The sequence below is a fragment of the Mesorhizobium sp. BR-1-1-10 genome (assembly GCF_020165595.1).
GTDB classification, from domain to species: domain Bacteria; phylum Pseudomonadota; class Alphaproteobacteria; order Rhizobiales; family Rhizobiaceae; genus Mesorhizobium; species Mesorhizobium australicum.
In genome coordinates this window covers 408,484-432,679 of sequence record NZ_JAIUIL010000005.1, presented here as the reverse complement: position 1 = coordinate 432,679, position 24,196 = coordinate 408,484, and the positions used below count along the sequence as shown (strand labels likewise).

The following is a 24,196-nucleotide window of genomic DNA, read 5'->3' as shown; positions in this document are numbered from 1 at the left end:
CTTTCCAGAGCCTGTGAAAATTCAGCCTGATCCTTGAAGGGTGACCGTCATGGCTACTCAGCAGACCCGTTCGCTTGCCCGATTCATGATGGCGCCTTCCGTGGTGCTGCTGTTCGTCTGGATGATCGTGCCGCTGGTCATCACGATCTGGTTCTCCTTCCAGCAGTACAATCCGCTCAACCCGATGCGCGACGGGTTCGTCGGCTTATCCAATTACGCGCTGTTCTATTCCAATCCGGCCTTCCTGCAGTCGATCCTCAACACGCTTGTCCTGGTGGTCAGCGTGCTGCTGATCACGGTGATCGGCGGCATCCTGCTGGCGCTGCTCATCGATCAGCCGATGTGGGGACAAGGGATCGTGCGCATCCTCGTCATTTCGCCGTTCTTCGTCATGCCGCCGGTGGCCGCATTGGTGTGGAAGAACATGATCATGCACCCGCAATATGGCGTGTTCGCCGACATAGCGCGCTTCTTCGGGGCACAGCCGATCGACTGGTTCGGCCAGCATCCGATGACGGCGATCATCATCATCGTCGCCTGGCAATGGCTGCCATTCGCGACATTGATCCTCCTGACCGCGCTGCAGTCGCTCGACGGCGAGCAGAAGGAAGCCGCCGAGATGGACGGGGCCGGCTTCATCAGCCGCTTCATCTATCTGACGCTGCCGCACATGTCGCGGGCGATTACCGTGGTCATCCTGATCCAGACGATCTTCCTGCTCTCGGTCTATGCCGAGATCCTGGTCACCACCAATGGCGGCCCTGGTTACGCCTCCACCAACCTGCCCTTCCTCGTCTACCAGAAGGCGTTGCTGGAATTCAAAATCGGCCAGGCATCCGCGGGCGGTGTGATCGCCGTCATTCTCGCCAACATCGTCGCCTTCTTCGCCATGCGCGCCGTCGGCAAGAACCTGGACAAGTAAGGGAGGATACGATGGCACGCTCAGTCACCACCCAGCACAAGACAATCGCGACAATTGCCGCCTGGACCGTCGCCCTGCTGATCTTCTTTCCGATCCTCTATACGATCATCACCTCGTTCAAGTCGGAACAGGAGGCAATCCAGGGCTTCAACCTGATCCCGTCCGGGACTTTCGAGAGCTATGCCGAGGTCCAGGCGCAGAGCGGTTACTTCAAGTTCTTCCTGAACTCGGTGCTGCTTTCTGTCGGCTCGACCATCCTGGCGCTGTTGGTCGCCATTCCGGCGGCATGGTCGATGGCGTTTTCGCCGACCAAGCGGACCAAGGACATATTGATGTGGATGCTGTCCACCAAGATGATGCCGGCAGTCGCCGTGCTGTTCCCGATCTACCTGATCTTCCGCAATCTCGGCCTGCTCGACTCGCGCATCGGCCTAATGATCATGCTGATGCTGATCAACCTGCCGATCGTGGTGTGGATGCTCTACACCTACTTCCGCGAAATCCCGGGCGAAATCCTGGAAGCCTCGCGTATGGACGGCGCATCCTTGTGGGGTGAAATCTGGTACGTGCTGACGCCGATGGCGGTGCCGGGCATTGCTTCGACGATGCTGCTCAACATCATCCTGGCCTGGAACGAGGCGTTCTGGACGATCCGGCTGACCACCACGGAAGCCGCCCCGCTCACCGCCTTCATCAGCTCCTTCTCCAGCCCGCAAGGCCTGTTCTGGGCCAAGCTTTCGGCCGCCTCGACCCTGGCCATCGCGCCGATCCTGATCATGGGCTGGTTCAGCCAGAAGCAGCTGGTGCGCGGCCTGACATTTGGCGCGGTGAAGTGACGGAAATTGCCTGAAGCAATCGGCGAAAAACAGCCCTCGGGGAGGAAACCATGGGAAACATCACGCTCAAGAACGTCTCCAAGTCCTTTGGTTCGACGTCCATCATCCCCGGCCTCGACCTGGTGATCGAAAACGGCGAGTTCGTCGTCTTCGTCGGCCCGTCGGGTTGCGGCAAGTCCACGCTGCTCAGGCTGATCGCTGGCCTTGAGGACACCAGCGGCGGCACCATCAACATCGATGGCCGCGACGTCACCGGCGAGGCGCCGGCCAAGCGCAAGCTTGCCATGGTGTTCCAGTCCTACGCGCTCTACCCGCATATGACGGTGGCCAAGAACATCGCTTTCCCGCTGAAGATGGCGGGCGAGGACCAGGCGACCATCGACAGGAAGGTGAAGGACGCGGCGCGCGTGCTCAACCTTACCAACTACCTCGAACGCCGCCCCGGCCAGCTCTCCGGCGGCCAGCGCCAGCGCGTCGCCATCGGCCGCGCCATTGTGCGCCAGCCCTCGGCCTTCCTGTTCGACGAACCGCTGTCCAACCTCGACGCGGCACTGCGCGGCACCATGCGGCTGGAGATCAGCGAACTGCACCATCAGCTGAAAACCACGATGATCTACGTCACCCACGATCAGGTCGAGGCGATGACCATGGCTGACAAGATCGTCGTGCTCAACGCCGGCAATATCGAGCAGGTTGGCTCGCCGATGGAACTCTACAAGACGCCGAAGAACCTGTTCGTCGCCGGCTTCATCGGCTCGCCCAAGATGAACCTGATCGAAGGCGCGCCGGCTGGCAAATACACCGCCAAGACCATCGGCATCCGGCCCGAACATATGCAGATATCGACCACGGCGGGCGACTGGAAGGCGACGGTCGGCGTGGCCGAGCATCTGGGCTCCGACACGTTCCTGCACGTTCAAGCCGACGGCGTCGGGCCGCTGACGGTGCGCGCCGACGGCGAACTGGCGGTCCGCCATGGCGACACGATCTATCTCACCCCTGACAAGGCCAAGCTGCATCGCTTCGGCGCTGACGGCAAGGCGATGGCCCAGTGAGGGTGGGCCAGTGAGGATGGGCCGGTGAGGATGGGACAGTGAGGCTGCAAGGCAAATCGGCGCTGGTCACGGGATCGGCGCGAGGCATCGGCAGGGCTTTCGCCGAAGCCTATGTGCGCGAGGGCGCCACTGTCGCGATCGCCGATATCAACCTTGAAGCAGCGCAGAAGACGGCCGCCGCGATCGGCGACAACGCCTATGCCGTGAAACTCGACGTCACCGACCAGGCATCCATCGATGCGGCGGTGAAGGCGGTGGAGGACAAGGCGGGCGGTCTCGACATCCTGATCAACAACGCCGCTTTGTTCGACCTGGCCCCGATCGTGGAGATATCTCGGGCGAGCTATGAAAAGCTTTTCTCCGTCAATGTCGCGGGCACGCTGTTCATGCTGCAGGCAGCCGCCCGGTCGATGATCGCGCGGGGCAAGGGCGGCAGGATCATCAACATGGCAAGCCAGGCCGGGCGTCGCGGCGAGCCGCTGGTCGCGGTCTATTGCGCCACCAAGGCCGCGGTCATCTCGCTGACCCAGTCGGCCGGGCTCGATCTGATCAAGCACCGCATCAACGTCAACGGCATCGCGCCCGGCGTCGTCGACAGCGACATGTGGGACGAGGTCGATGCCTTGTTCGCCAGATACGAGAACCGGCCGAAGGGCGAAAAAAAGCGGCTGGTCGGCGAAGGCGTGCCTTACGGCCGCATGGGCAAGCCGGAAGACCTCGCCGGCATGGCCGTGTTCCTCGCCAGTGACGAGGCCGAATACATCGTCGCCCAGACCTACAATGTCGATGGCGGCCAATGGATGAGTTGAAAAGAACGATTTGAGGGGGACGGCGCCTCTTTCTTTCCTCCGGAGAAGGCGCCGCGGGGGCGGGTGAGGGGCCGCATGCTGGAACACCATGTGCGGCCCCTCATCCTCGCCCTCCCGAAGGAGGCGAAACAGTCGGGCTGCCAATCGGCCAAAGGGTAAAGCAGATGACCGTGAAACTTTCGTCCTCGAGCCTCGTCAGGCTTCCGCCCAAGGTCGCAGGTCCGAACTATGACCGCTCGGCGCTGAAAGCCGGCATCGTGCATTTCGGTGTCGGCAATTTTCACCGCTCGCACCAGGCCGTCTATCTCGACGACCTGTTCGGTCAGGGCATCGGTCATGATTGGGCGCTGGTCGGCGCCGGCGTGTTCGACGGCGAGAAGATCGGCCGCGGCAAGCTTGAAGAGCAGGATTGGCTGACCACGGTGGTCGAGCAGGACGAGGGCCAGATGAGTGCCCGCGTCACCGGTGCGATGATCGATTTCCTGATGCCGGGCGATGCCGCCGCCATCATCGATCGGCTGGCCGATCCGGCGATCAGGATCGTTTCGCTGACCATCACCGAAGGCGGCTATTTCATCGACCCGGCCTCCGGCGTCTTCAACCCGACCCATCCCGACATCGTCGCCGACGCGCAGCCGGGCGCCACGCCAAAGACTGTGTTCGGCATTATCCTGGCCGGGCTGGTGCGACGCCGCCAGGATGGCATCGTGCCGTTCACCGTGATGTCCTGCGACAACATTCCCCACAACGGCCATGTCACGTCGGATGGTGTTATCGGCCTTGCCCGCCTGATCGACGAGGATCTGGCGAGCTGGCTCAGCGAGACGGTCGCCTTCCCGAACGCCATGGTCGACCGCATCACGCCGGCCACCAGCGACCGCGAGCGCAAGATCCTCGCCGACGATTTTGGCCTCGAGGACAATTGGCCGGTATTCTGCGAGCCGTTCCGGCAATGGGTGCTGGAAGACCATTTCACCGATGGCCGCCCGGCGCTGGAAAAGGTCGGCGTGCAGTTCGTCAAGGACGTCGCCCCTTATGAGCTGATGAAGATCCGCATCCTCAATGGCGGCCACGCCACCATCGCCTATCCGGCCGGGCTGATGGACATCCACTTCGTGCATGAGGCGATGCAGGAGCCGCTGGTGCGCGGGTTCCTCGACAAGCTCGAGCACGACGAGATCATCCCGACCGTGCCGCCGGTGCCGGACACGGTGCTGGAAGACTATTACCAGCTCATCGAGAAGCGCTTCTCCAATCCCAAGATCGGCGACACGGTGCGCCGGCTCTGCCTCGACGGGTCCAATCGCCAGCCGAAATTCATCATCCCGACCATCGCCGACCGGCTGAAGACCGGCAAAGGCGTTGCTGGACTGGCGCTGGAATCGGCCCTTTGGTGCCGCTACTGCTTCGGCACGACGGACAGCGGCGCCGTCATCGAGCCCAACGACCCGAGCTGGGACCGGCTGAAGGCAACGGCAAAGGCGGCAAAGGACACACCCGCCGCCTGGCTTGCGATGGACGATTTCTATGGCGACGTCGGCCGCGCCGCCGCCTTCGTCGAGCCCTTCGCCCACGCGCTCAACGTGCTCTGGGCCGATGGCACGCGCGCCACGCTGACGCGCTACCTCGCCGGCAAGCTCTGAGAGCCAGCCGGCATCATGACGCCTGAACTGGTCATCTTCGACTGCGACGGCGTGCTGGTCGACAGCGAGGCGCTCTCCGTCTCGGCGCTGCTCGGCATGATCGAACTCGCCGGCGGCAGTCTCGGCGAGGACGCTGCCTACGAGTATTTCCTAGGCAAGAGCATGAAGAGCGTGCGTGAGATCCTTGGCCGCGACTTCGGCCTGGAGATCACCGATCAGCATCTCACCGCCATGCGCGTCGAGCTCATGCGAAAGTTTCGCGAGGAGCTGAAGCCGATCCCCGGCGTCAAGGAGATGCTGCCGAAGCTCGGCCTGCCGTACTGCGTCGCCTCTTCCGGCACGCTGGAACGCATTCGTTACGCTCTCGACGTCACCGGTCTGCTGACGCTGATGGAGCCGCATCTGTTCAGCGCGGCCATGGTTGCCAAGGGGAAGCCGGCGCCCGACCTTTTCCTCCACGCCGCCGCAACCATGCGAGCCCATCCGCGCAGATGTCTCGTCATCGAGGACAGCCCGGCCGGTGTCGCCGCCGCACGCGCGGCAGGCATGCGCGTCCTTGCCTTTACCGGCGGCGCGCACGCCGGCAATCCGGGATTGAAAGCGCGGCTTGCGTCGACCGAACCGGACTTTATATTCGCTGACATGCTGCAATTGCCCGATCTGATTGCAGGCCTGGGAGCGAGAGTTAGAGCATCTTGACGAAACAGTTTGTCTGCGCGGTCGATGTCGGCACCGGGAGCGCTCGCGCGGGCATTCTCGACGCCAGTGGCACCTTGCTCGGCCGTGCCGAGCGGCCGATCGCCATGAACCAGCCGAAGCCGGATCATGCCGAGCACGATTCGCGCGATATCTGGTCCGCCGTCTGCACCGCCGTGCGTGCCGCGCGGGAAAAGGCCGGCGTCGCCGCCGGGGATATCGCCGGCATCTCCTTCGATGCCACCTGTTCTCTGGTCGTGCGGGACAGGCAAGGCGGCCAGCTCAGTGTGTCGACCACCAGCGACAAGCGCTGGGACACCATTGTCTGGCTCGATCACCGCGCCATCGCCGAAGCCGACGAATGCACGGCGAGCGGCCACGAGGTGCTGAATTATATCGGCGGCGTCATGTCGCCCGAGATGGCGACGCCGAAGCTGATGTGGCTGAAGCGTAATCTACCGAAGACATGGAATGAAGCCGGCTACCTGTTCGACTTGGCCGATTTCCTGACCTGGCAGGCAACGGGCTCGCTGGCCCGCTCGCAATGCACGCTGACAGCGAAATGGACCTATCTGGCGCACCAGGACACCGCATGGCAGCGCGATTTCTTCGAACTCGTCCGCCTCGACGATCTTTTTGACCATGGCAATCTGCCCGAAAAGGCAAGCCCGGTCGGCGCCGATATCGGTCCGTTGACAGCGCAGGCAGCGGCGGAACTCGGCCTGACCGAAAACTGCCGCGTGGGCGCAGGCGTCATCGATGCCTATGCCGGGGCGCTTGGCGTGCTCGGCGGCTTTGCCGGCGACGACCAGAATATCGGCCGCCATCTGGCGCTGATCGCCGGCACATCCTCCTGCGTCATGGCGATGTCGCCCGACCCGCAGCCTTTCGCCGGCGTCTGGGGCCCTTACTACGGCGCCGCGCTGCCGAAGCTGTGGCTATCGGAAGGCGGCCAGTCGGCGACCGGGGCGCTGCTCGACCACATCATCCGCTGGCACGGCGCCGGCGGCGAGCCGAACGCGGCCATGCATGCCAGGATTGCCGGGCGCGTCGCCGAACTGCGCGCCGCCGAGGGCGAGAACCTTGCCGCGCGGCTGCATGTGCTGCCGGATTTCCACGGCAACCGCTCGCCGCTGGCCGACCCGCACGCCGTCGGCGTCGTCAGCGGTTTGACGCTGGATTCGTCGTTCGACAGCCTGTGCAAGCTCTACTGGCGCACCGCCGTCGGCATCGCGCTCGGCGTGCGCCATGTGCTGGAGGCGCTGAATGAGAACGGCTACCTGATCGACACGCTGCACGTCACCGGCGGCCACACCAAGAACCCGCTCTTGATGGAGCTCTATGCCGACGCCACCGGCTGTACGGTGGTCGAGCCGCTGGCCGACGAGGCGGTGCTGCTCGGCACCGGCATGGTGGCGGCGACCGCCGCCGGGCTGTTCCCCGATCTCAACGCCGCCTGCCTTGCCATGCAGCAGGGCGGCAAGGCACGCGCCGCCAACCCGGCGGCCGGCGCCCGCTTCGATCGCGACTACCGCATTTTCCTGGAAATGCACCGGCAGCGGCAGGTGCTCGACGCCATCCGGTAGGTTTTGGCGCTCTACTGCTTGCGCAGGGACGCGCCCGATGTCGCGTCGAACAGGTGGATCGCTTCCTCCTCGAACGTATAGCGGACGGGCGCATGCAGCACCGGGCATTCGCGTGCCGGAACCAGTGCGCTGATGTCCTTGCCGCCGGAGCCGAAGGTCACCAGCGCGTCATTGCCATGGAATTCGATGAGATCGGCAGTGCCTTGCAATATGCCGCCGGCGCCGGCCGTCTTCAGGTCCGGCGGGCGGATGCCCAGCACGGCGCGATCGCCCGGCTGGAGATGAAAGCCCGCCCCGTCTATCGAAAGCACCGTTCCGGCGCCGGTCAGCGTCCAGCCGTTGCCGGCGCGTGCGACCGTCACATCGACAAAATTCATGTTCGGCGTGCCGATGAAGCCGGCCACGAAAATATTGCCCGGCCGCCGGTAGATTTCCGCTGGCGAGCCGATCTGCTCGATGACGCCGTCCTTGAGCAGCACGATGCGGTCGGCGAGCGTCATCGCCTCCAGCTGGTCATGGGTGACGTAGACGGTGGTGGTCTTCAGCGACTGGTGCAGCCGCGCGATCTCGACGCGCATATGGTTGCGCAATTTGGCGTCGAGATTGGACAACGGCTCGTCGAACAGGAACACCTTGGGCGTCTTGATCATGGCCCGGGCGATCGCCACGCGCTGCTGCTGGCCGCCGGAAAGTTCGGCCGGCTTGCGGCCGAGATAAGGGTCGAGCCCCAGCGTCCCCGACACCGCTTCGACCCGCTTGCGGATCTCGGCCGCCGGCACCTTCTGGCGCCGCAGCCCGAAGGCGATGTTGTCGAAGATCGTCATGTGCGGATAGAGCGCGTAGTTCTGGAACACCATGGCGATGCCGCGATCCCCCGGATCGAGGTCGTTGACCACCTTGCCGCCGATCGAGACCTCGCCGCCGCTGATGTCCTCCAACCCCGCCAGCATCCTGAGCAAGGTCGACTTGCCGCAGCCGGACGGGCCTAGGAACACGACGAATTCGTGCTCTTCAATGCTGAGGTTGAGATCGCGGATGACCGTGGTGGAGCCATAGGCCTTGTCGACGTGGGAGCAAACGATCGCGGACATGGTCAGCCCTTTTCGCCTGTAAGCAGGATCTGCAGCTTGACGTCCTGCGGGTTGCCTTCGGCGGCCCGTTCGAACGCCTTGATGCTGTCGGCGAAATCATAGGTGCCGGTGATCAGCGGCTTGAGGTCGACCTTGCCGGAGGCGATGAGCTGCAGGGCGCGGTCGAAAATGTTGGCATAGCGGAACACCGTCTCGATGCGCACTTCCTTCGAGATCGCCGCCGGTACGTTGAGGGCCACCGGCTCCACCGGCAGCCCGACCAACACCACCGCGCCACCTGGCCGCACGACATCGAACAGGTCGGCGAAGGCCTTGGGGCTGCCGCTCGCCTCGAAGACGATGTCGGCGCCCCAATTGTCGGTGGCCGCCGCGACGACGTCGACCAGCGACTGTTCGCCGATATTGACCGGCACGATGCCGGCATATTGCGCGGCGATCGTCAGCTTGGGCGCGGAAAAATCGGAAATCAGCACTTTCGAACAGCCGCCGGCAAGGGCAGCAAGCGCGATCATGATGCCGATCGGGCCGCAGCCGACGACGACGGCGACATCGCCTGGAACGATGCGGGCACGACTAGCTGCCTGCATGCCGATGGCGAAGGGCTCGACCATGGCGCCCTCGGCGAAGGAGACATTGTCGGGCAGCCTGTAGGTGAAAGCCGCCGGGTGCACGGCATAGGGAGCAAGGATGCCATGCACCGGCGGCGTCGCCCAGAAACTAACGTCGGGGTCGACATTGTAGATACCGAGCTTCGTCGCGCGCGACGACAAATTGGGTACGCCCGGTTCCATGCAGACGCGATCGCCGGCTTTCAGCGTCCGGACATTGGCGCCGACCTCGACGACCGTTCCGGACGCTTCGTGGCCGAGCACCATGGGCGCGCGCACGACATAACCGCCGATGGCGCCATGCGTATAATAGTGCACGTCGCTGCCGCAGACGCCGACCGTGTGGATGGCGATCCTGACGTCGTCGGGTCCGACATCGAGCGGCAACGCGATCTCGCGCAGCGACAGTTCGCCTTTTTTCTCAAGTACCAAAGCCCGCATCGGGTCGTCCTCACTTCAAGTCTTTTTTTGCCGGAAAACGGAATTCAGGAAACCGCTGAGCACGCCGAGGAAAAGCAGCGGCGGCAGCGATAGGAGCACGACCGAGGCGTTCAAGATCCCCCACGGCACGTTCATGCCTTGCTGGGAGAGTTCGGACGCCACGATCGGCAAGGTCTTTGCGTTGGAACTCGACAGCATCAGCGCGATCAGGAACTCGTTCCAGACCAGCACGAAGCTGAAGGCAACCGCGCCGATCAGCGAACGGGCAGCCACGGGCAGCGCGATCCGCCAGAACACCGCGTAGGCGCCGTACCCGTCAACAAAGGCGGCTTCCTCGATTTCCTTCGGCACGGCCTGGAAGGCTGGAATGGCCAGCCACATGATCACAGAGATGGTGAGCAGGGAATAAGTAACGATCAAAGCCGGCAAGGTGTCGTAGAGGCCGAGCTGCAGCCAGATCACCATCAGCGGGATCGCCACCGCCACCGGCGGCAGGAAACGCAGCGACAGCACGAAGAACTGGATGTCGCCGGCCCAGCGGTTGGGATAGCGCGCTACCGCGTAGGCCGCGGGCAGGCCAAGCACGACGCCGATCAGCACGGCCGTGCCGCAGGCGATGACCGAATTGTAGAGGCCGGTGATGACGCTGTCGCGGCCAAGGATGTAGCTGATGTTGGCAAGCGTCGGCGTGAACACGAGGCGGGGAACGCGGGTGATGATGTCGACGCTGTTCTTCAGCGAATTGAGCGCCGTCCACAGCAGCGGGAATACCGCGAGGAAGCCGGCGAAGGCCAGGACGGCCTTGGCGATGATGCGGCCGGGCCTCATGCCTGCACCCGCTTCCACAGCATGGTGAAGGTGATGACGGTGGCGATCATCATCAGCACTGCCATCGCCGAGGCGTAGGAGACCTTGCCGGACTCGATGAAGCCTTGCGAGAAGGCGTACATGTCGAGCGTTTCGGTTGCCACGCCCGGCCCGCCGCGGGTCATCACATAGATCAGGTCGAAGGAGCGCAGCGACTCGATCATCTTGACGAACATCAGGCTGATCAGCGGCGCCTTCAGCATCGGCAAGGTGACGTAGGCGTGGATCTGCCAGCGCCGGGCGTGGTCGAGTCGGGCCGCCTCGATCGGCTGCGGCGGCAAGGTCTCCAACAGCTTCAGCACGATGACGGCGAAGAACAGGCCCCATTGCCAGACGTCGACCGAAGCCACCGCGAACAGCGCCGTCGCGGGCTTGGACAGCGGGTCGAAGATCAAGCCGCCGGTAATGAGCCGGTAGGGATAGGTGGCGATGCCGTAGAGGGGATGGTAGGCGAACTTCCAGACGAAAGCGGCCGAGACGCGCGGCAGCAGCACCGGGATGATGAACAGCAGGCAGTAGAGATTGCGCAGGCGCGGCGAGGCGGCCTCGAACATCAGCACGCCGAGCCCGATCGCCACCACCATCGTTGCCACGACGGTGACCACCTCCCACTTCACCGACACCCAGACGGCGTTGAGGAAGCGGCGGTCGGAGAATAGATCAAAGAAGTTCGAGAACCAGACCCAGGAATAGGCCGTCGAGCTCAGCTCGCGGTTCTGCAGGGCGATGATGATCGCGTAGAGCGTCGGCACCATCGACAGGATCAGCAGAATGACCAGCGTCGGCACGACAAAGGTGACCGGCAGGGATGAACGTCGAGGCATTGGTCTCAGGCCTTGCTGTGTCTCTGATATCTGGACATGACGGGCAGACCTCCTGCGACGCACAGGTTCCGGCGGTCCCGAGACTGCCGCGAACCGCGCGCCGCAAGAGGGAGGGACCTACTTCTTCACCAGCTCATTGGCATAGGCCTCGAGCTCGTTGAGGCTGCCCTTGACGTCGGTGCGCGTGCCGGCGATCAATTCCTCGAGGATGATGCCCCAGCGGTCGCCGAGATCCGGCCAGCGTGGATCCTGCCAGAAGTTCACCGCCGTCACCTTGCCTGTTTCGGCAAGCGCCTGGCCGAGATCGGCGCCGTAGATATCGGCGAACTCCTTGCTGGACAGGATGCTGGTGCGGTTCAGCTCACCGAACTGGTGGGCGTCGAGCCGGCGCTTCTCGTTTTCCTTCGACGTTGCCCAGGCGATGAACAGGCCGGCGCATTTCTTCGAAGCGTCGTCGGCATTGGCCTTCGCCGCGATGGCGAGGCCATGGCCGTAACCGCCGCCGGGAAGTGGCGAGGGCGGCGGCAGGAAGCCGATCTTGCCGACCACTTGCGAGGTTTTCGGATCGACCGCCATGCCCGAAAGCGGCGTCGATTCGACGAGGATCGCGACCTGGCCCGACAGGAAGGCGCCGGTCGATTCGTCCCAGCTGCCGGTCTGCGTGCCGGGAGCCGAATCCTTGAACAGCTTCAGATAGGTCTCGGTCGCCTTGACCGCGGCCTCGGAATTGAAGGCCGGCTTGTCGCCGTCGAACCACTTGCCGCCATAGGCCTTGAAGAACGGCATCCAGCGCCAGACATTTGCGCCCGACCCGCGTGCGCCGCGCAGCGCGATGCCATACATGCCCTTGTCCGCATTGGTCAGCTTCGGCACGTCGGCGATCAGCTCGTCCAGCGTCTTGGGCGGCTGGATGCCGGCGGCCTCCAGCACGTCCTTGCGGTAGACCATCAGATCGCCCCCGCCGGTCAGCGGCGCGAACCAGACCTTGCCGTCATAGGTGGCGACCTTCTGGCGGCCTGGGTCGAAGTCGGCATAGTCGTAGTCAGCCGGATAAAAATCGGTCAGCGGCACGATCCACTTCGACGAGGCGAAAAGCGCCACATTTGCTTCATCGACATAGTAGACGTTGTAGTTGCCGACTGTGGACGCGTCCGCGCGCGACTTGGCGCGGCGATCGTTCTCGTTGAGATAATCGATCTTGAAGCTCGCGCCGGAGAGCTTCTCGAACTCGGCCTTTGAGTCCTCCAGAAGCGTCAGGCCGTCGCGTGGCTGCGCCAGCACCTTGACCGGTGCCGAACAGACCGGCGCCTGCGCCAGGGCTAGGGTTGAAACGGTAGCGGAAAGCACGAAAACTGCGCCAAGGCTGGCAGCGAGCCGAACTGGTCTCATGATCTTTTTCTCCTCCAGGAATACGTCGCAGGAAACGCAGGTCCTCGGGTTGCGCGATCCTCACCGTCGCCCGAACGACATGCCACCCATCGCCAAAATGCGCAGTTGCGAGGGGTCAAGCTAGAAGCCCCGTTGCAGCAGACCTGTACTTTTATGCATTGTGCAGCGCAAAAAACGGCACCCACATAGGGGACGCGTCACACGAGTATCGATCTGGTCCAAAATGGTGATTCAGGATGCGCTTATGCGCGCATCGCCAGACGCTGCCGCGACAGCTTGCGATAGGATGACGGCGTCATCTTGTGCTTGCGCAGGAAGGCGCGGTTGAAGTTGGATATGTTCATGTAGCCGACCTGGAAACAGATGTCGGTGATCGGCACATCGGTGTCAGCCAGCAGCTTGCACGCCTGCCACAGCCTGAGCTTGGCAAGATGGTCGCTGAAGGAATTGCCGGTGTTCTTCTGGAAGAACCGCGAGAAGGTGCTTTCGCTCATGCCGGCCAGCTCGGCCACGTCAGGCAGCTTCAGATCCTCCGCGAAATGCTGGAACAGATAGGTCAGCGTGCGCTGGATGATGTCGAGCGAGGCGGCATCGAGAACCGGCTGGAAGTTCGGTGATGACAACAGCTCATACTCATCGGTCCGGGCCAGCAGGTCGACCAGTTCGAGGAACAGGCAGAACCGGGCCAGCCCATGCACCGTACCCATCCGCTCCATCAGCGCGGCGCCTTCAAGCGCGGTCCCGCCGTGGAAGACCATGCCGCGCAGCGACCGTTCCAGGAACGGCTCCAGTTCGCGCAATTCCGGCAGCATGTCAGCCGATCCTCGCAGCCGCTCGGCATCGAATTGCAGCACGATGTCGCGACCCTCGATCAATTCGCCTGGCTGCACCGCGGTGACCCAGTCATGCGGCAGGCCACCACCGACGATGGTGAGGTAGCCCGGCCCGAACTCGCCAATATGGTCGCCGACCAGGACCACGCCGGAGGATTTCCGCAGCAGGTGGATCTCGTATTCCGGATGGAAGTTCCAGACGTTGCGCTCCCAGGGATAGTCGTCCAGCCGCCACAGGAAACTGTCGCTCGCCTCGGTGACGATATGCTCGAAGGAAGGCGCCGTGCGCGGGATCGCCGCCGTGTTCTTTCTGCGTCTGAACGCCATCCTGCCTCCCATATTCGCCCGCCGCCGACGTTTTAATCCGGAGCAGCCCGGGCCGGCAAGGGAACGAGGCGACGCCTCCCGGCAATGGCGCTGGCTCAATCTGTTCTCGCGCCCCTCCCTTGCCTTCATGTCGCATTTCGTTCAAGAGACGGCGCAAACGCGCGAAACCGAAGGTTTTGCCGTTTGCAATGCGGCTTCCGGCTCTTTGCCGACGCGCCGCAACCTTGAAAGAGCAGGACAATGTCCGCGATCGAAGCCGGCGCTCGCGCGCCGGAAAATCTTTGGCGTCAGGAAATCAGGGCGACGCTGGCGCTGGCCTGGCCGATGGTGCTGACCAATCTCGGCCAGACGGCGATGACCGCCACTGACGTCATGATGATGGGCCGCCTCGGCGCGGACACGCTGGCCAGCGGCGCGCTCGGCGCCAACCTGTATTTCATGCCGCTGATCTTCGGCCTCGGCCTGATGCTGGCGACCTCGCCGATGATCGCCACCGAGCTTGGCCGCCGCCGCTATTCCGTACGTGACCTGCGCCGCACCGTGCGCCAGGGCCTGTGGTTGGCGATCCTGATCTCGGTCCCGATCTGGCTCGTGCTGTGGCACGGCGAGGCCATCCTGCTGGCCATGGGCCAGGAGCCGGCGCTGGCGCGCCAGGCCGGCATTTACCTGCGCTGGCTGGAGTGGGCGGTGCTGCCCTTCTACGGCTACATCGTGCTGCGCTCGTTCATCTCGGCGCTGGAGCGGCCGGGCTGGGCGCTGGTCATCGTCTTCGTCGCCGTGGCCTTCAACGTGTTCGCCAACTGGGTGTTCATGTTCGGCAATCTCGGTGTTCCGGCCATGGGCATCGCCGGCTCGGGCCTTGCGACCTCGCTGTCCTCAACGCTGATGTTCGCCGGCATGGCTGTCGTGGTGATGTGGGAGAAAAAATTCCGGCGCTATCACCTGTTCGGCCGCTTCTGGCGATCCGACTGGCCGCGCTTCAAGGGCCTGCTGCGGCTCGGCCTGCCGATCGCCGGCATCCTTGCCTTCGAGGTGACGATCTTCAATGCCGCCGCCCTGCTGATGGGCCTGATCGACGCGGATTCGCTGGCCGCGCACGCCATCGCCATCCAGATCGCCTCGATTTCCTTCATGGTGCCGCTCGGCCTCAACCAGGCGGTGACGGTGCGGGTCGGGCTCGCCCACGGCGCCGGCAATCCCGAAGGTGTGTCGCGTGCCGGCTGGACCGCCTTCGTCATCGGCGTTTCCTTCATGGCGCTGATGGGGCTGGTGATGGTGCTTTGGCCGCATCTCCTGATCAGCGCCTTCATCGACCTTGGCAATCCCGCCAATGCCAGGGTGATCGCGCTAGCCGTTTCGTTCCTGGTTTTCGCCGCCCTGTTCCAGGTCTTCGACGGCGCGCAGGCGGTGGCTGCCGGCATGCTGCGCGGCCTGCACGACACCAAGGTCCCGATGATCTACGCCGCGATCGGCTATTGGGGTGTCGGCCTGCCGCTCGGCGTGGTGCTCGCCTTCCATTTCGGCTTCCACGGCGTCGGCATCTGGATCGGCCTGTCTTCGGGGCTGGCCGTGGTGGCAGCGCTGCTTCTGGCCCGCTGGCTGCGCCGCGACCGCATCGTGCCGTCAGGCGCGTTCGGACATTGAACGCAAGACGGCCACCGAACCCGCCGCCGTTCGTCCCAACCTTGTGGCTCATCAATGGCGCCTTCAGATCGGCCCACGGACGCCCGCTAAGAGAAGGCCCTGGCATGAGATATTGAACGGTTCCCAGGCGGCAAACGTTTCCACCAAGAGACAAATGACCGAGGAGAATTATCATGAAGGCAATTGTGGTGACGGACCAGGCTGCGGGAACGGCCGGGATGAAGCTGGTGGAGCGGCCTGAGCCGCAGCCAGCGATAAACGATGTCGTCGTTCAGGTTCATGCTTCGGGATTCGTCCCGACCGAGCTGGCATGGCCCTCGACCTGGACCGACCGCCGCGGCCTTGACCGAACACCGTCGATCCTTGGGCACGAGCTGGCCGGAGTTGTCATCGCACTCGGGTACGGCACAACGGGACTGTCGGTAGGTCAGAGAGTATTCGGCCTCGCCGACTGGCATCGCGACGGCACGCTCGCGGAGTATGTAGCCATGGAAGCACGCAACCTCGCGCCGCTGCCGGGCGACGTCGACTTCACGGTGGGCGCAAGCCTGCCGATCTCGGGTCTCACCGCGTGGCAGGGACTCTTCCAGCATGGCCGGCTTCAGGCGGGGCAGAGCGTCCTCGCGCACGGTGCGGCCGGCGCGGTCGGGTCGATGGTGACGCAACTTGCACGAGAGGCGGGCGCCTACGTCATCGGCACCGGACGCGCCGCCGACCGTCAGACGGTGCTCGACTTTGGCGCGAATGAGTTCGTCGACCTCGAGAACGACGCCCTCGAAGACGTGGGCGAAGTCGCTCTCGTGTTCGATGTGATCGGCGGGGAAATCGGGAAGCGGTCCGCCGGCCTGATTCGAGCCGGAGGAACACTGGTGTCCGTCGTCGGATCGACAGAGGCGCGGCCTGCCGACGGCCTGGCGGTTGACTTCGTTGTCGAGTCCGATCGTGCCCAACTGAGCGAGATCGTCCAGCAGGTGCGGGACGGACGACTGCGGACGAACATCGGCAACGTTTCGACCCTCAACGATTCCGTCGCCGCCTTCAATCCTACCGGGCGACGCACTGGGAAGACGATCATCCGCGTTCGTCCGTGAGGATTTGGAAACGGCGAGGGGCAAGGGTCCTCCTCGGTCGAAAGCTGAGCATCCAGCAGATCAAATGACCTTCAAGAGGCATTCGAACGCTGGGCACCGGGAGTTTCCGGCCGCCGTCGATGTTGGCCAGCGCAACACGCCGTCGGACTCAGCGCACCGCAGCCCGCTTCTCGAGCCGTCGCGCATACTGCGTCAGCGGGAAGCATAGGGCGAAGAAGATCAGCGCCACCAGCCCATAGACCTTGAACGGCTCGAAGGTGGCGTTGTTGATGGCGTTGGAGGTTCGCACCAGCTCCTCGAAGCCGATGATCGAGGTCAGCGCGGTCGACTTGATCAGCTGCACCAGGAAACCGACCGTCGGCGCGCGGGTGATCGCGAACGCCTGCGGCAGGATGATCAGCCTGAGCTCCTGCAGATAGTGCAGGCCGAGGCTGGCGCCGGCATCCCATTGGCCCAATGGCAGCGCATCGACGCCAGAACGCCAGATCTCGGCCAGATAGGCGCTGGCGAAGAAGGTGAGGCCGAGCACCGCCGCCGTCCACGGCTCGATGCGCAGGCCAAGCATCGGCAGGCCGAAGAACATCAGGAACAGCTGCATCAAGAGCGGCGTCCCCTGGAACAAGGCGATGTAGCCGGAGGCAACGCGTCGGCTCCATTTATTCTTGGCGATCCTCAGGAACAGCACCGCCATTCCGACCACCGCGCCGCCGACGAAGGCGGCCAGTGACAAAAGCACCGTCCAGCGCGCGGCAAGCAGAAGGTTGCGCACGATGTCCCACAACGTGAACTCGATCATGACACGCCAGCTCCGAGCGCGCGGCGGCCGCCTGCAACCAGCAGCCGCCGCAAGGCCATCGACATCAAGAGATAGACCAGCGTGACGACGAAATACGTCTCGAAAGAACGGAAAGTGCGCGCCTGCAGCATGTCGGCCTCATAGGTCAGCTCGCGCACCGCGATCTGCGACACCACGGCTGATTCCAGCATCATGATGACGATCTGGCTGGTCAGCGCGGGATAGATGATCTTGAGCGCCTGCGGCAGCACGATCTTGATGAACACCTGGCGCGGCCTCAGCCCAAGCGCCAGGGCCGCTTCCGTCTGCCCGTGCGGCACCGCGTCAAGGCCGGCGCCGACGATCTCGATCGTGTAGGCGGCCATGTTGAGCGTCATCGCCAGCATGGCGGCCAGGATCGGATCGAGCCTGATGCCGAGGCTCGGCAGGCCGAAGAAGATGAAGAAGAGCTGCACCAGGAACGGCGTGTTGCGCATCACCTCGACATACCAGCCGATGGCCCTGCGCAGCAGCGCGGGGCCGCTTCGCCGCCCGGCGGCACCGAGGATGCTGAGCAGCGTGCCCGCAAGCGTGGTGACCGCGATCAAAAGGATCGTCGTCGCCGCGCCGTGCGCGATGTCGCCCACGGCACCTGGAAGCCAGCCGAAGGCCACGGCAACTCAATCCTTGAGGTTGTCGGGATTGAGCGGCGTCTTCAGCCAGGCCTTCGAGCTTTCGTCCAGCTTGCCGTCGGCCAGCATCTTGGCAATGGCGTCGTTGACCGCCTTCTTGAGGGCATCCTCATTCTTGTTGAGGCCGATATGCGAAGGCGAGGTCAGAAGCTGAAACTTCTGCTCCGGCTTCAGCGCATCCTGCTTGGCCAGCACCTGCGCGCCGACATCGTTGCCGACGACCATCAATTGGGTCTGGCCTGAGATGAAGGCCTGGATCACCGAATTGTAGTTGTCGAAACGCTTGATGTCCGCCGAGGCCGGTGCTGCTTCGGTGAGCGAGGTGTCTTCCAGCGTGCCGCGATTGACGGCGATCGACTTGCCGCCGAGATCTTCCTTGCCTTTGACTGGCATTGCCGCCGGACCGATCACCGCGATGTAATAGGGCGCGTAGGCAGCGGCGAAGTCGATGACCTGCTCGCGCTCTTTCGAGTAGCCGACGCTCATCAGGATGTCGACCCGATGGTCGTTCAAATAGGGGATGCGGTTCTGGCCGGTGACGGCAACGGTGTTGAGCTTCACCTTGAGCGTGTCGGCGATGTACTGCGCCACATCCATGTCATAGCCCTTGAGGCTCATGTCGGCACTGGCCGAGGAGAAGGGCGGGAAGTCGGCGAAGACGCCGACATTGATGGTGCCGGCCTTGGTGATGTCGGCCAGCGCGTCGGCATTGGCGGCTTGCGTGGCGAAGCCGGCTAACCCCACGAGCAGAACGGCGGCGATGGATGTTTTGCGGTGGATTGTCATTGTCATTCCCCTTCTGGAAGCTTTTGATTGTTTGGGTCGGCCGCCGGCTCCAGTGCGGCGGCCGCCTTTCTCTGTCAGGCCCCCTTGCCTGATACTGCCGGGCTGAACACCATCAGGCTCAGGATCTCGAACAGCACCTGCGCGCCGGCGTGCGCCGTGTTGGTGGTGGCGTCATATTGCGGCGCCACCTCGACGACATCTCCACCGACAATGTTGAGACCCTTGAGGCCGCGCAGCAGTTCGAGCACTTCGCGCGTCGTCAGCCCGCCGACTTCCGGCGTGCCGGTGCCCGGTGCGAAGGCGGGATCGACGCTGTCGATGTCGAAGGACACATAGGTCGGGCCGTCACCGACTATTCTGCGCGCCTTCTCGATGATGGCGGGAATGCCGAGACCGGTCACTTCCTCGGCATGGACCACGGTCATCCCGGACTCGTAGGTGAATTCCCACAGATATTCGGCCGAGCCGCGGATGCCGATCTGGATGGTGCGCGTCGGATCGAGCACGCCGTCCAGCACCGCGTTGCGGAACGGACCCCCATGGTGGAATTTGGTCAGGTCGAACAGGCCGCTGGTGTCGCAATGGGCGTCGATGTGGATCAGGCCGACCGGCGCCTTCTTGCCGACCGCCTTCAGGATCGGGTGGGTGATCGAATGGTCGCCGCCGACCGACAACGGGATGACCCCGGCGTCGACGATCTGGTTGATGCGCCGCTCGATATCCTCATGGCTGGTCTCCAGCCGGTAGCGGCTCTGGAACGGAACGTCGCCGATGTCGGCGACCCTGAGTTCATGCGTCGGCGCGCATTCCAGCACATGATTGTAGGGGCCGATGCGCTCGATCGCCCGCAAGGCGCGCGGCCCGAAGCGCGAGCCCGGCCGGTTGGTGACGCCGAGATCCATCGGCACGCCTGTTATCGCCACCTGCAGGTCGCCGAAGTCCGGATTGTCCGCTGCGATTTCGCGGTAGGGCGCGGCAAGGAAGGTCGGGATGCCGGAATAGGGCGCCAGCCGCGTGCCGCTCTTGGAAAAGATCTTGTCGGCGACCTTGCGAAATTTCGGGTCGAACATCTCGCCGCCATGGCTCTCGCCATATTTGCGACGCAGCGCATCGAGCTTGCCGCGATCGTATCCCATATCCGCTCCTCCTCGGCTGATGCAGTGGTGCCGGCGGTGACCTCGGGCGAACCGACCGTCATCCGGCCGGGCCGTTGTCCGGCTGGCAGTCTGCAGATTTCACGTCTTGATGTTGTTCCGGATCAAAGTGTCCGGCAGCCGCTTTGAAAAAGCAATTGATATTGTTAGGGTGTTTCCTGTGAGAAAATCTCACAATAAAGCCGAGCATCCATGGCCAAGCGCCTGCCACCTCTCAACCCGCTGCGCGCCTTCGAGGCCACGGCCCGCCATGCCTCGCTGACCAAGGCGGCGAGCGAACTGAATGTCACGCACGGCGCCGTCAGCCACCAGATCAAGGCGCTGGAGCAATCGCTTGGCGTCAAGCTGTTCGAGCGCGTCGGCCAGCGGGTCAAGCTGACCCCGCATGGCGCCGAACTTTTGCCGGCGGTATCGGTCGCCTTCGACGGCATCGCCGCCGCCACCCAACGGCTGACGCGGCCGGCAAGCAGCGGCGCGCTGTCGGTGTCCTGCGTGCCTGCGTTGCTGCTCTTGTGGATGACGCCGAGGCTGGGCAGCTTCACCGCGCAATATCCCGACATCCAGCTGAAGCTCATTCCCTCCAACGATCCCAGGGATATCCGGGCGCCGCATATCGATGTCTGCGTGCATTATGGCGATGGCAGCTGGGCCGATTGCTGGATGCGCAAATGGTCGGGCCTGGAGCTGTTCCCGGTGGTCAGCCCGACGCTGATCAACAACCGGCCGATCCGCAATGTTCGCGACCTCGCCGACCATGTCTTGCTGCATGGCGACGATGGCCGCGAGTGGCACACCTGGCTGGCCGCCGCCGACGCGCTGGACCTGGAGCGCGGCCGGCGCCATCATCTCGGCGATGCCCGCATGACGGCGGAAGCCGCCGTCCATGGCCATGGCGTGGCGCTGGGCGACTCGGTGACGGCAAGCGCCCTGCTGGCCAGGGGCATGCTGGTCGCGCCGTTCAGTCTGTCGGTGCCGGCGGTCGACGATTTCTATGTCGTTTGCCGCAACGAAATGCGGATGACGCCGATCGTGCAGGTGTTCATCGACTGGCTGTTTGCCGAGAAGGCCGGGGATGACGGCCGCGCCGACGCCCCGGTTGCGGGCCGCCTCGTCACCCGCCGCAAACGTCCCGCGCTCAAGGTGATGGGCGGCAAACCCACATAGCCGCATGCAGGGCTTTCTTTTTGTCGGGCCAGCCTGAAAGCGGGCAGCGTTTTTGCCAATTCGATGCTATGAGGCCTGTCGCGATTGTGGGTGGCAGGCAGCGAAGGCGGCAGCAAGCATGGCAAAGACCGATATTGCGCGGCGTGTCTATAACCACACCTGGAAGCTCGACCCGATCGTGCGCAGCCTGCTCGATACGGATTTCTACAAGCTTTTGATGCTGCAGATGATCTGGGGCATGTACCCCAAGGTCGACACCACCTTCTCGCTGATCAATCGGACGACTTCGGTCCGCCTCGCCGACGAGATCGATGAAGGCGAGCTGCGCGAACAACTCGACCATGCCCGCACCTTGCGCTTCTCCAAGAAGGAAATGATCTGGCTGGCCGGCAACAATTTCTACGGCCGCAAGCAGATTTTCGAGCCGGAATTCCTCGCCTGGCTGGAAGGCTTCCGGCTGCCCGACTATGAGCTTTCCAAGCGTGACGGCCAGTACGAGCTCTCTTTCTCCGGCCCCTGGATGTACACCACGCTTTGGGAGATCCCCGCGCTCGCCATCATCAATGAATTGCGTTCGCGTGCCGCTTTGCGATCGTTCGGGCCTTTTACGCTCGACGTGCTCTATGCCCGCGCCAAGGCCAAGATGTGGGCCAAGACCGAACGGCTGAAGGCGCTGCCCGGCATCCGCATCTCGGATTTCGGTACCCGCCGGCGCCATTCCTTCCTGTGGCAGCGCTGGTGCGTCGAGGCGCTCAAGGAAGGCATCGGCGAGGCTTTCACCGGCACCTCCAACGTGCTGCTGGCCATGGACAATGATCTCGAAGCGCTGGGCACCAACGCGCATGAACTGCCGATGGTGTTTGCCGCCCTTGCCAATTCGGAAAAAGAGCTGAAGCAGTCGCCCTACAAGGTGTTGCAGGACTGGCAGCGCTACTATGGCGGCAATCTCTTGATCGTGCTGCCCGATGCTTTCGGCACCGCCTCGTTCCTGCGCGACGCGCCGGACTGGGTCGCCGACTGGACCGGCTTCCGCCCCGACAGCGCGCCGCCGATCGAAGGTGGCGAAAAAATCATCGACTGGTGGCGCGAGAAGGGCAAGGACCCCAGGCAGAAGCTGCTGATCTTCTCCGACGGGCTCGAGGTCGAGACCATCGAGGAGACCTACCGCCACTTCAAGGGCAAGGTGCGCATGTCCTTCGGCTGGGGCACCAACCTGACCAACGACTTCGAAGGCTGCGCGCCGACCGAGACCAACAGCCTCGACGCCATATCGTTGGTCTGCAAGGTCACCGAGGCCAATGGCCGGCCGGCGGTCAAGCTCTCCGACAACCCGGCCAAGGCGACCGGCGATCTCAAGGAGATCGAGCGGTATTTGAGGATTTTTGGGCAAAAGGATCGCGTGGAGCAACTGGTCAAGGTTTGAGGGTGGGCGGACCCTTGGACAGTTCGAGTTTCGTCGTAGAACGCCTCCGTCTGCCGTTCGCCTTATGGTTCTCGGCCTTGTGGCTCGTCTCCCCCACTCTCGCCTTCGCCCATGCCTCCGACCGCGGCCACGTCCTGCTCCTTCCTACCGGCTATTATCTCGCCGGCGGCGCTTTCGCCGTGGCCGCCAGTTTCCTTGTCTTGGCATTGCTGCCGTCCGACACCCTCGACCGTTTCTGGCGCCGACGCCTGCCGCTATTCGCCTTCGGCGACAGCGTCCGCGCCGCCATCAGCTTGATCTCCTTTGCCGGTTTTGCAATTCTCCTCGCCGCCGGCTTCATAGGCAGCCGCGACCCGCTCTCCAACCCGCTGCCACTGGTGGTGTGGACGCTGCTATGGGCCGGCCTGACACTGCTGCAAGGCGTGTTCGGCGATCTCTGGTCGTGGCTCAACCCCTGGTACGGCCCGTGGCGGCTGCTGTCGCGGCTGACCGGCGGAAGCGATGACGGCGTCAGGCAACTTCCGCAATGGCTCGGCTGCTGGCCGGCTGTCATGCTGTTTTTTGCCTTCGCCTGGTTCGAACTCGTCTATCCCGCTCCTGACGATCCGGCGCGGCTGGCCTTCGCCGCCGGCCTCTACTGGCTGTTCACCTTGGTGGCGATGCTGGTGTTCGGCTACGACAGATGGGGTCGAAGCGGTGAATTCCTCGGCATCTTCTTTTCGGTGGTGGCGCGCTTCGCGCCGATCGAGCGCGGCGACAAAGGCCGACTTGCGCTGTGCTGGCCGGGCGCCAAACTGCTCCGGGCCCAGCCGCTGCCCGCCAGCGGCATCGCCTTCCTGCTGCTCGCTTTGTCCTCGGTCTCCTTCGACGGCCTGTCGAAGACCTTCTCCTGGCTCGGCCTGTTCGGCATCAATCCGCTCGAATTTCCGGGCCGCACGGCCGTGATCGGCAGCGGCACGCTTGGGCTCGTTATGACCTTCGTGCTGCTCGCGGCGGTGTTCCTGCTTGCCGTCGTCCTCGGCCAGCGTCTTGCCCGCGGCGGCCAGCCTTTCGCCCAGGCAGCCGGCATGCTGGTGTGGTCGATCGTGCCGATCGCGCTCGCCTACCATGTCGCGCATTATCTGACGGCGCTGCTGGTCGACGGCCAATATGCGCTGGCCTCCCTGTCCGATCCCTTCGCGCTGGGCTGGAACCTGTTCGGCACCACCGACATGCAGGTCGAGGCCGGCATCGTCGCCGGCGCGGCGTCGGCATGGTGGCTGTGGAATGTCCAGGCGGGCGCCATCATCGTTGGCCATGTGCTCGCTGTCCTCGTCGCGCACGGCTTTGCCTGGCGCCTGCATCCCCAGCCTGCCCGCGCCGCGCTCAGTCAGTTTCCGCTCACCGTATTGATGATCGCCTACACCATTTTCGGTCTCTGGCTGCTTGCCACGCCGACAGTCGGATGAGACAAGCCATCTCCTGTGAGCCATGCCCCGACGGAAAGCTTGCTTGCCAGGCCAAGCCTTTGGTGATTTAGTTTGTACACATGCAATTTTGC

General features: G+C 63.8%; 22 protein-coding genes. 12 read left to right on the top strand and 10 right to left on the bottom strand.

Annotation, left to right across the window (positions count from 1 at the left end; translation table 11 throughout):
- Positions 1-49 precede the first annotated feature (49 nt).
- The 7 genes from LB555_RS13545 to LB555_RS13515 all read left to right on the top strand — a co-directional run bounded on the left by LB555_RS13545 (position 50) and on the right by LB555_RS13515 (position 7,547).
- Positions 50-922, top strand: coding sequence for a carbohydrate ABC transporter permease (locus LB555_RS13545; protein WP_015314490.1), 873 nt, complete (start codon positions 50-52; stop codon positions 920-922).
- An 11-nt stretch (positions 923-933) separates the two neighbouring features.
- Entirely contained in the window at positions 934-1,758 is an 825-nt protein-coding gene (locus LB555_RS13540) for a carbohydrate ABC transporter permease (RefSeq protein WP_015314489.1), read from the top strand.
- Between the two features lie 50 nt (positions 1,759-1,808).
- The gene (locus LB555_RS13535) at positions 1,809-2,813 is read left to right on the top strand and encodes an ABC transporter ATP-binding protein (RefSeq protein ID WP_015314488.1); all 1,005 of its coding nucleotides are present in this window, start codon (positions 1,809-1,811) and stop codon (positions 2,811-2,813) included.
- A gap of 38 nt (positions 2,814-2,851) precedes the next feature.
- On the top strand, positions 2,852-3,622 hold the full coding sequence (locus tag LB555_RS13530) for an L-iditol 2-dehydrogenase (protein WP_224683062.1): 771 nt from the start codon (positions 2,852-2,854) through the stop codon (positions 3,620-3,622).
- A 164-nt stretch (positions 3,623-3,786) separates the two neighbouring features.
- Positions 3,787-5,265, top strand: a complete 1,479-nt coding sequence (locus LB555_RS13525; RefSeq protein WP_224683061.1) for a mannitol dehydrogenase family protein — start codon at positions 3,787-3,789, stop codon at positions 5,263-5,265.
- 15 nt (positions 5,266-5,280) lie between these two features.
- Positions 5,281-5,964, top strand: a complete 684-nt coding sequence (locus LB555_RS13520) for an HAD-IA family hydrolase (RefSeq protein WP_224683060.1) — start codon at positions 5,281-5,283, stop codon at positions 5,962-5,964.
- The gene (locus LB555_RS13515; RefSeq protein ID WP_224525213.1) at positions 5,961-7,547 is read left to right on the top strand and encodes an FGGY-family carbohydrate kinase; all 1,587 of its coding nucleotides are present in this window, start codon (positions 5,961-5,963) and stop codon (positions 7,545-7,547) included. The genes LB555_RS13520 and LB555_RS13515 overlap by 4 nt, the downstream gene beginning before the upstream one ends.
- Before the next feature lie 11 nt (positions 7,548-7,558).
- Here the strand turns inward: LB555_RS13515 and LB555_RS13510 are convergent, their stop codons facing one another.
- From LB555_RS13510 to LB555_RS13485, 6 genes are all read right to left on the bottom strand, one after another.
- Entirely contained in the window at positions 7,559-8,638 is a 1,080-nt protein-coding gene (locus tag LB555_RS13510; protein WP_224683059.1) for an ABC transporter ATP-binding protein, read from the bottom strand.
- A gap of 2 nt (positions 8,639-8,640) precedes the next feature.
- Positions 8,641-9,687 (bottom strand): NAD(P)-dependent alcohol dehydrogenase, encoded by a 1,047-nt coding sequence (locus LB555_RS13505; RefSeq protein ID WP_224683058.1) that lies wholly within the window; start codon positions 9,685-9,687, stop codon positions 8,641-8,643.
- A gap of 15 nt (positions 9,688-9,702) precedes the next feature.
- Complete coding sequence (locus tag LB555_RS13500) at positions 9,703-10,515, bottom strand: carbohydrate ABC transporter permease (RefSeq protein WP_224683057.1); 813 nt, start codon at positions 10,513-10,515, stop codon at positions 9,703-9,705.
- Positions 10,512-11,378, bottom strand: coding sequence for a carbohydrate ABC transporter permease (locus LB555_RS13495; protein ID WP_224584155.1), 867 nt, complete (start codon positions 11,376-11,378; stop codon positions 10,512-10,514). Before LB555_RS13495 ends, LB555_RS13500 begins: the two co-directional genes overlap by 4 nt.
- Positions 11,379-11,495: 117 nt before the next feature.
- Positions 11,496-12,767: an ABC transporter substrate-binding protein gene (locus LB555_RS13490; protein ID WP_224683056.1), complete on the bottom strand. Its 1,272-nt coding sequence runs from the start codon at positions 12,765-12,767 to the stop codon at positions 11,496-11,498.
- 242 nt (positions 12,768-13,009) lie between these two features.
- On the bottom strand, positions 13,010-13,927 hold the full coding sequence (locus LB555_RS13485; RefSeq protein WP_015314478.1) for an AraC family transcriptional regulator: 918 nt from the start codon (positions 13,925-13,927) through the stop codon (positions 13,010-13,012).
- Positions 13,928-14,167: 240 nt separating this feature from the next.
- Here LB555_RS13485 and LB555_RS13480 point away from each other — a divergent pair, with 240 nt between their 5' ends.
- Both LB555_RS13480 and LB555_RS13475 read left to right on the top strand, forming a co-directional pair.
- Complete coding sequence (locus LB555_RS13480; RefSeq protein ID WP_224683055.1) at positions 14,168-15,571, top strand: MATE family efflux transporter; 1,404 nt, start codon at positions 14,168-14,170, stop codon at positions 15,569-15,571.
- 173 nt (positions 15,572-15,744) lie between these two features.
- A complete protein-coding gene (locus LB555_RS13475) occupies positions 15,745-16,662 on the top strand; it encodes an NADP-dependent oxidoreductase (protein WP_224683054.1) in 918 nt (305 codons plus the stop codon).
- A 148-nt stretch (positions 16,663-16,810) separates the two neighbouring features.
- On the opposite strand, the gene LB555_RS13470 is transcribed toward LB555_RS13475, so the two are convergent.
- From LB555_RS13470 to speB, 4 genes are all read right to left on the bottom strand, one after another.
- The gene (locus tag LB555_RS13470) at positions 16,811-17,458 is read right to left on the bottom strand and encodes an amino acid ABC transporter permease (protein WP_224683053.1); all 648 of its coding nucleotides are present in this window, start codon (positions 17,456-17,458) and stop codon (positions 16,811-16,813) included.
- On the bottom strand, positions 17,455-18,111 hold the full coding sequence (locus LB555_RS13465) for an amino acid ABC transporter permease (RefSeq protein WP_140615284.1): 657 nt from the start codon (positions 18,109-18,111) through the stop codon (positions 17,455-17,457). Before LB555_RS13465 ends, LB555_RS13470 begins: the two co-directional genes overlap by 4 nt.
- A 6-nt stretch (positions 18,112-18,117) precedes the next feature.
- Positions 18,118-18,915 (bottom strand): transporter substrate-binding domain-containing protein, encoded by a 798-nt coding sequence (locus LB555_RS13460; protein WP_224683052.1) that lies wholly within the window; start codon positions 18,913-18,915, stop codon positions 18,118-18,120.
- 74 nt (positions 18,916-18,989) lie between these two features.
- Complete coding sequence (gene speB / locus LB555_RS13455; RefSeq protein ID WP_140711757.1) at positions 18,990-20,051, bottom strand: agmatinase; 1,062 nt, start codon at positions 20,049-20,051, stop codon at positions 18,990-18,992.
- Positions 20,052-20,261: 210 nt separating this feature from the next.
- Between speB and gcvA the strand changes: the two genes are divergently transcribed.
- From gcvA to LB555_RS13440, 3 genes are all read left to right on the top strand, one after another.
- A complete protein-coding gene (gcvA, locus tag LB555_RS13450) occupies positions 20,262-21,233 on the top strand; it encodes a transcriptional regulator GcvA (RefSeq protein ID WP_224683051.1) in 972 nt (323 codons plus the stop codon).
- A gap of 118 nt (positions 21,234-21,351) precedes the next feature.
- Positions 21,352-22,656: a nicotinate phosphoribosyltransferase gene (gene pncB, locus LB555_RS13445; RefSeq protein ID WP_140711753.1), complete on the top strand. Its 1,305-nt coding sequence runs from the start codon at positions 21,352-21,354 to the stop codon at positions 22,654-22,656.
- Positions 22,657-22,733: 77 nt separating this feature from the next.
- A complete protein-coding gene (locus LB555_RS13440; RefSeq protein ID WP_224683050.1) occupies positions 22,734-24,104 on the top strand; it encodes a hypothetical protein in 1,371 nt (456 codons plus the stop codon).
- Positions 24,105-24,196: the final 92 nt, after the last annotated feature.